Genomic DNA, 6,833 nt, shown 5'->3' with positions numbered 1-6,833 from the left:
ACGAAGACAAGTTCGGCGTCCCGTGCCCGCCGTACGACTCCGCCGAGGCGGCGATCGACAGCTTCGCCGCAACGACGTGCTGTCTGGGAGTACGTGTGGAGCCGGCGGGCGCAGGGTGCTGGTCGTCGGCGACGGTGTCAATGACGCTCCCGCGCTGGCTGCCGCCCACACCGGGGTCGCGATGGGCCGGGCCGGTTCGGACCTGGCGCTGGAGACCGCACGCGAGAACTGCACCAGCCGCACCTGGGTGCTGTCCCGGCTGTGCTCCGCGTGCTGGGTCAGGGCCCGCGAGACTGCGTTGGCCATGTCGACGGCCCGGCCCGGCTGCGAGGAGGTGGCCGACAGCGCCACCATCGGCGCGTCCGGCGAGGTCGCCGCGCGCACGCTGTCCTGCAGCGTCCGCACCGGCACCCCCGCCCACACCTGTGCGTCCCCGAGCACCGCCAGCTGTGTCGCCACCCGGCCGTACGCCTGCGCGAAGCCACGGGCGGCGTCCGGGGTGGACTTCGAGGTCGGCACGGCGACGACGTAGCTGGTGGCCGTGTACGTCGTGGGCGTGAGCAGACCGTACGTGCCGCCGAGCAGACCGCCGAGAAGGGTGCCGGCCGCGAGCACGGACCAGGACGGCAGCGCCCTGACACGAGCCAGGGGCAGACGGCGCTGACGGGTCGGGGAGTCGGTCATGAGGGGCTTGCTCCGAGAGAAGAGATGGATGAGGCGGACGAGGCGCCCGCGCCCGACGAGCGGGAGGGCGCCGATGCAAGGCCGGGTCCGGACGCGGGGCCCGGCAGGGTCGGCGGGCCGGACACGGCCACTGCGTCCACCGGGGACGACGAGGCGGACTCGGACAGCGGGCCGACGACCGGCGGCGGCCCGGGCGGTGGGGCTTCGGGTCCGGCGGTGGCTGTGGCGTGGACGTCCAGCAGGCGGGCCGCGGCGACCGGCGGCTGTCCGGGCGGTGTGGCCCCGGGGCCGGCGACGGCTGCCGCGTAGACGTCCAGCAGGCGGGTCGCGCTGCGGGTGATGCTGTAGCGGTGTGCGGCCTCCGGGGCCGTGCGGGGGCGGGGGCCCGCCGCGCGTGCCTCGGTGATCGCGCGGGCGTACTCCTCGGGTCCGCCGCGTACCCGCCGGGCGCCCGGGGCGGCCGACTCGGGCAGGTCCTCGATCGCCGGGCAGGCGGCGTAGAGCACCGGCAGGCCCGCGGCCAGCGCCTCCACCGCCGCCAGGCCGAAGGCCTCGTCCGGGGACGGGGAGGCGAACAGGTCCATCGCCGAGGTGAGCGACGGCAGATCGGGACCGGGCGAGCCGTCGGGGACGTAGGGGCGTTCGCCGGTGAACAGCACCCGGCCCGCCACACCCGCCTCCTGGGCCGTGCGGCGCAGGACGTGCTCCTCGGGGCCGCCGCCGACCAGCAGCAGCCAGTGGTCCTCCGGGAGCCGTGTGAGCGCCCGGACGAGCACGTCGAACCGCTTGCCGGGGGTGAGCCGGCCGATGCCGCCGACGACGAACGCGTCCTCGGGCAGACCGAGCCGGCGCCGGGTGCTCGCACGGCGTTCCGCGTCGAACCGGAAGCCGTCCAGGTCGATGCCGTTCGGGACGACCTCGATGCGCGGCGCGGGCACCCCCCAGCGCTTGAGCCGGTCGGCGACCGCGGCGGACACCGCCACCGTCGCCGAGCCCAGCCGCTCGCTGGCGAGGTACAGCGCGCGCACCCCGGGCGTCAGCCGGCGGCCCTCCATCTGCGTGTCGCCGAGGGAGTGTTCGGTGGCCACGACCGCCCGCACCCCCGCCAGCCGCGCGGCGAGCCGGCCGTACACGCAGGCCCGGTACAAGTGCGTGTGCACCAGGTCGTAGCGGCCCGCACGGATGGTGCGGACCAGGCGGGGCAGCGCGGCGAGGTCGCGGTTGCCGTGCATGCCGAGATGCGTGACACGGACCCCGTCCGCGGTGAGGCCGTCGGCGACCGCGCCGGGATTCGTGAGCGTCACCACGTCGCAGTCGACCGGCAGGTGACGCAGCATCAGCCGCAGCTGCTGCTCGGCGCCGCCGACGCCGAGGCCGGTGATGATGTGCAGGGCCCTCATGTCACAGCCCCTTCGCCGGCCGGCGGCGCAGCCGGTGCAGCCGGAACTTGAGGAACATCCGCCAGGCCGTGTCGTTCTCGCCGATGTGGACGCGCGGCAGCGCGAGCGGACCGGTCAGCGGGCCGGGGTCGATGGCGCAGGCGTAGCGGTAGCCCGCCTCGGCCACCGCCTGGACGGCCCGCGGGTCGACCGTGCCGTACGGGTAGCAGAAGCCGTCGACGGGCGCGCCGGTCAGCTCCGTCAGCAGCGCGCGGCTCTCGGCGACCTCCGACTTGAGGGTGAGCTCGTCCGCCTTGGTCAGGTCGACGTGGGTCAGCCCGTGCGACCCGATCTCCACGCCCTCCTCCGCCGCCTGCCGGATGCCGGCCGCGGTCAGCAGCGGCTTGCGGGGGCCCAGCGGGTCCCAGGCGTTGTCGCCGCCGAGCCGCCCGGGCAGCACGAAGAGAGTGGCGCCGCAGTTCCAGCGGCGCAGCAGCGGCAGGGCGCCGGTGAGGAAGTCGACGTAGCCGTCGTCGAAGGTGAGCCCGACCAGGCCGCGGCCCTCGCCGCGGGCGCGGGCGGCGAGCAGGTCGGCCACGGACACGCCGCGCAGCCCGTGCCGGCGCAGCCAGGCCAGCTGCCGGCCGAGCCGCTCGGGCGTGACGGTGATGCGGTACGGATCGTCCGAGCAGTCGCCCACGGAGTGGTACATGGCGACCCACGGAACGGGCCCCCGGTGGGGGGCGGAGGGTCTGCCGGGTCTGTCGGTGCTGACGGAATCAACGGAAGCGGCCATGACTCAGCTTTCGTGTGACGGCGCGCAGGGGGCGCAGTGCGGATACGAAGCCCTGGATGCCGAGGGCCCAGGCGAGGGAGACGAAGACAGCGGTGACGGTCAGACAGCCGGCGGCCAGACCCGCCGCCGGGGACTCGAGACGGCTCGCGACGAACGTGCCGGCGGCGGTCGCGACGGCCGCGGCCAGCACGGGCCTGCTCAGCTCGGCGAGGACCTTCCTCAACCGGATCGAGACGCCGTACGGGCTGCCGCCGCGCCGGCCCGAGCGCAGACCGGCGAGCAGCAGGGCGGCGGTGACGGTGATGCCGAAGGCGTTGGCGGCGGCGATCCCCGCCACCCCCCACGGGCGTACGGTCACGGCGCCGATCAGGGAGGTGGCGACCACGCCCGCGAACATCACCGCGAGCGGGTACCAGCAGGGACGGCCCGCCGAGAAGTAGGAGCGGACCAGGGCGCCCACCAGGGTCTGGGCAAGGAGCCCGAGGGCGTACACACGCATGACGTCCGCCGTCGCCACCGTGTCGCTCGCGGTGAACGCGCCGCGCTGGAAAAGCAGTTCGATCATCTGCGGGGCGCAGGCCAGCACCGCGCACATGCCGAGCAGCACCACGCAGGAGGCCAGCACGAGGTCCCGCTCCACACGGCGGCGGGCCCGCTCGGTGTCGCCGTCCGCGAGCGCCCGCGCCACCACGGGGAAGGTGACCGTGCACACCATCAGCGACAGCGTCATCGGGATCTGCGCGACCTTCTGCGCGTAGTTGAGGTGCGAGATGGCCCCGGCGGGCAGCGAGGAGGCGAGGAAACGCTCGACGAGCACCTGCGACTGACGGCACAGGGCGAACAGCAGCACGGCGGCGATCAGCGCGAGCCGCACGGACTGCTCGCGGGGGTCGTCGCCGGTCGTGGGGGCGTCGACGATCGTGGACGTAGGGGAGGTGAGATGCCGCCACAGCGACGGCAGCTGCACCACCACCATGAGCACGCCGCCGATCGCGACCCCGACCGCCGCCGAGCGCACGCCCCACGCGTCGCCCAGCAGGAACATCGCGGCGACGATCCCGGTGTTGTACGCGATGTAGATCGCCGCGGGCGCGACGAAGCTGCGGTGGGCGCGCAGGGCGGCGCTGCAGTACCCGGCGAGACCGAAGGCGAGCAGGCTGATCGCGGTGAGCCGGGTGCAGTCGACGGCGAGGCGCGGGTCGGGCAGCCCGGGGGCGAGCGCCCGTACCAGCAGGGGAGCCGCGGCGGCGACGAGCGCGGCCACGGCGGCGAAGGCGAGGCACAGCCGCGGCAGCGTGGCGGCGACCAGCGCCCGCACGGGATCACCCGGCACGCCCCGCGCGCGGCGGGCCAGCGCCATGCTGAACGCCGGGATCAGCGCGATCGCCAGCCCGTCCTCGATCAGCAGCGTCGCCGCCACCTCCGGCACGGTCCACGCCACCAGGAACGCGTCCGTGTCGCTCCCGGCCCCGAACAGCCGCGCCAGCGACTGATCCCGCACCAGCCCCAGCAACGACCCGCCGACGGACAGCACCGCGGTAACGAGCGTGGCCCGGCGGAGGAACTTCCCCGAGGCCGCCGCCTGCTCGGCACCACCGCCGGCTTCCGCGCCCCGCGCCGCCGGTACGACGGGTCCCGCGGCGTCGGCCGGGGACCTGTCGTCCGTTTTCCTGCCGGGACTTCGTGAAGGGACCACCGTCATCGGGACACGGCCTCCTCGATGCGGGCGCTCGCCGCGTCGCGCGGTGTCGCGTCACCGTGCGGCTCCCGGGCCAGCGCCCACCACGCCGTGAGGCCCAGGGCCATGGCCGTGAGCACCGTCGACGGGCCGCCGATGTCGCCGTACACGAAGTCGGTCAGCAGCCAGATCAGCAGGCCGCAGGCGATCAGGCCGCAGTCGAGGCCGGGGCCGCGGCGGCGGACGCACAGCAGCCTGCGCAGACCGCACACCAGCAGCGCCAGCCAGCCGCCGCACAGGGTGAGCAGCCCGATCAGGCCCTGCTCGCTCAGCACCAGCAGATACATGCTGTGCGGCGACAGCAGCGCCTGCCGGTGGTACGCCTCGCCCGCGCCCTCGATGTCGCTGCCCGACGACAGCGCCAGCGTGGCGTGCCCGTCGCGGTACTCCGGGAAGCTCTTCAATCCCACGCCGGTCAGCGGGCGTTCGCGCCACATGCCGGTGGCGGACGCCCACAGGGCGTACCGGTCGACGACGGACTGGTCGGGCGCGTCGGCGACCTGGCCGATGCTGCCGATGCGCTCCTGCAACTGCGCCGTACCGACCCCGAAGCCCCCCATGAGGACGACCCCCGCGGCGACCACGGCCGCGGCCACCTTCACCGCCCGCCGCAGCCCGGCCAGCGCCAGCTGCGCCGCGCAGGTCAGCGCCGTCGCGATCCAGGCGCCCCGGCTGAACGACAGCGCGAGCGGCAGCAGCAGCCCCACCGCACAGCCCGCCGCCGTCACCCGGTGCGCGAGCGGCGCACGCCCCAGCGCGAGCCCCACCGCGCACACCACGCCGAGTCCGACCACCGAGGCCATGCCCATCACGTCCTGTGCCCCGAACGTGCCGACCGCCCGGATCGGCTCGCCCTGGTACGAGGCGCCGGTGCCGGTGACGTACTGGTGCACGCCGAGCGCCCCCTGCCACCCCGCGAGCGCCACGAACGCCCAGGCCAGCACCCGCAAATCGGCCCGATGCCGGACAAGGACGAGCACGGCCGCCGGGACCAGCACGAAGATCTGCAGATAGCGGCCGAGACCGGTGAGCCCGTCCGCCGCCGAGGACGCCCCCATGGCGGCGAGCGCCAGCCCCACCACCGGCAGGCCGAGCACGAGCGCCGCGACGGGCGACAGCGGGCGCCGCCCATCCCGCAGCAGCAGGATCACGCAGTACACCACCAGCAGCCCGGAGACCGCGTCCGCGGGCCCGGCACCGTCCCCCGTGTGCGGCACGGCCAGCAGGGCGACCACCGCCGCCAGGGGCAGCACCGGCACCCAGGCGGCCGCCCGGCGCGGGAGCGGGGGGAGGGCGTGACGCACGTTCTGTCAGCTCCCCGTCGGCCGGACCAGCGTGGCGGCGGTGCGCAGCAGGATGCAGACGTCCTGCCACAGCGACCAGTCGTCGATGTAGGCGTTGTCGAACCGGGCGCGGTCCTCGATCGAGGTGTCGCCGCGCAGCCCGTGGATCTGAGCGAGGCCGGTGATGCCGGTCCGCATCCGGTGCCGGGCCGCGTAACCGGGGTAGGTCTGGCTGAACTGCGCCACGAAGTACGGGCGTTCGGGGCGCGGCCCGACCAGGCTCATGTCGCCCCGGAGCACGTTCCACAACTGGAGCAGCTCGTCCAGCGAGGTGCGCCGCAGCATGCGGCAGAAGCGGCGCATCTCGTTCTCGTTGGCCACGCTCCACCGCGTCGCCGACTCGTGCTCGTCGACCGGCCGGTGCGTGCGGAACTTCAGCAGCGTGAACGGCTCACCGTCGCGCCCGATGCGCTCCTGGCGGAACACCACCCCGGGCCCGTCGCAGATGCGCAGCGTCAGCGCGCACACCAGCAGCAGGGGGCTGACCAGAAGCAGCAACGTCCCCGACACCAGGATGTCGAGGACCCGCTTGCCCACGCTGCCCGCCCGCGCCGGGGAGAGGTCCAGCCGCCGGCAGGGGAACCCGGCCAGCCGCTCACCCGCCGGGTACGCCGGTGTCCCGGCGTCCACCTCCCAGATCTCGCAGCCCGACTCGGCCAGCGTGCGCAGCAGCGGCCCCTGGTCGGCGCGTACCGAGGGATGCACGGCCAGCACCGTCCGGACCCCGTTCTGGATGATCGCGCGCTCGACCTCCTCGCCGGTCCGCAGCACCGGGATCCCCTCGCCGCCGTCCGGCTGGTCGGCGACGATCCCGACCGGCCGCACCCCGCAGCGCGGGTGACGCAGCACGCCGGCGGCCACGCGCTGCGCGGTCGCCGGCGGCCCGATCACGA

General features: G+C 75.0%; 4 protein-coding genes and 2 pseudogenes. 1 reads left to right on the top strand and 5 read right to left on the bottom strand.

The annotated features are described in order from the left end of the window. Positions 1–532: pseudogene (locus N4P33_RS35595) on the top strand (hypothetical protein); the annotation flags it as partial. 418 nt (positions 533–950) lie between these two features. On the opposite strand, the pseudogene N4P33_RS30605 reads toward N4P33_RS35595, so the two are convergent. The 5 genes and pseudogenes from N4P33_RS30605 to N4P33_RS30585 all read right to left on the bottom strand — a co-directional run. Further along, positions 951–2,084: pseudogene (locus N4P33_RS30605) on the bottom strand (glycosyltransferase); the annotation flags it as partial. Between the two features lies 1 nt (position 2,085). Continuing rightward, a complete protein-coding gene (locus tag N4P33_RS30600; protein WP_260830193.1) occupies positions 2,086–2,859 on the bottom strand; it encodes a polysaccharide deacetylase family protein in 774 nt (257 codons plus the stop codon). Next, a complete protein-coding gene (murJ, locus tag N4P33_RS30595) occupies positions 2,843–4,561 on the bottom strand; it encodes a murein biosynthesis integral membrane protein MurJ (RefSeq protein ID WP_260830192.1) in 1,719 nt (572 codons plus the stop codon). Before murJ ends, N4P33_RS30600 begins: the two co-directional genes overlap by 17 nt. Beyond that, positions 4,558–5,901 (bottom strand): O-antigen ligase, encoded by a 1,344-nt coding sequence (locus N4P33_RS30590; protein WP_260830191.1) that lies wholly within the window; start codon positions 5,899–5,901, stop codon positions 4,558–4,560. The genes murJ and N4P33_RS30590 overlap by 4 nt, the downstream gene beginning before the upstream one ends. Positions 5,902–5,907: 6 nt before the next feature. Further along, a partial coding sequence (locus tag N4P33_RS30585; protein WP_260830190.1) for an exopolysaccharide biosynthesis polyprenyl glycosylphosphotransferase occupies positions 5,908–6,833 on the bottom strand: 926 nt, incomplete at its 5' end.

This window comes from Streptomyces sp. 15-116A (genome assembly GCF_025290915.1).
Taxonomy (GTDB): Bacteria; Actinomycetota; Actinomycetes; order Streptomycetales; family Streptomycetaceae; genus Streptomyces.
The sequence above is the reverse complement of the archived record's forward strand: the minus strand, read 5'-3'. Positions and strand labels throughout refer to the sequence as shown.

Bases quoted from the DNA above. Each gene is read 5' to 3' on its own strand.
- N4P33_RS30600 (WP_260830193.1), bottom strand. From the start codon at position 2,859: ATGGCCGCTTCCGTTGATTCCGTCAGCACCGACAGACCCGGCAGACCC.
- murJ (WP_260830192.1), bottom strand. From the start codon at position 4,561: ATGACGGTGGTCCCTTCACGAAGTCCCGGCAGGAAAACGGACGACAGG.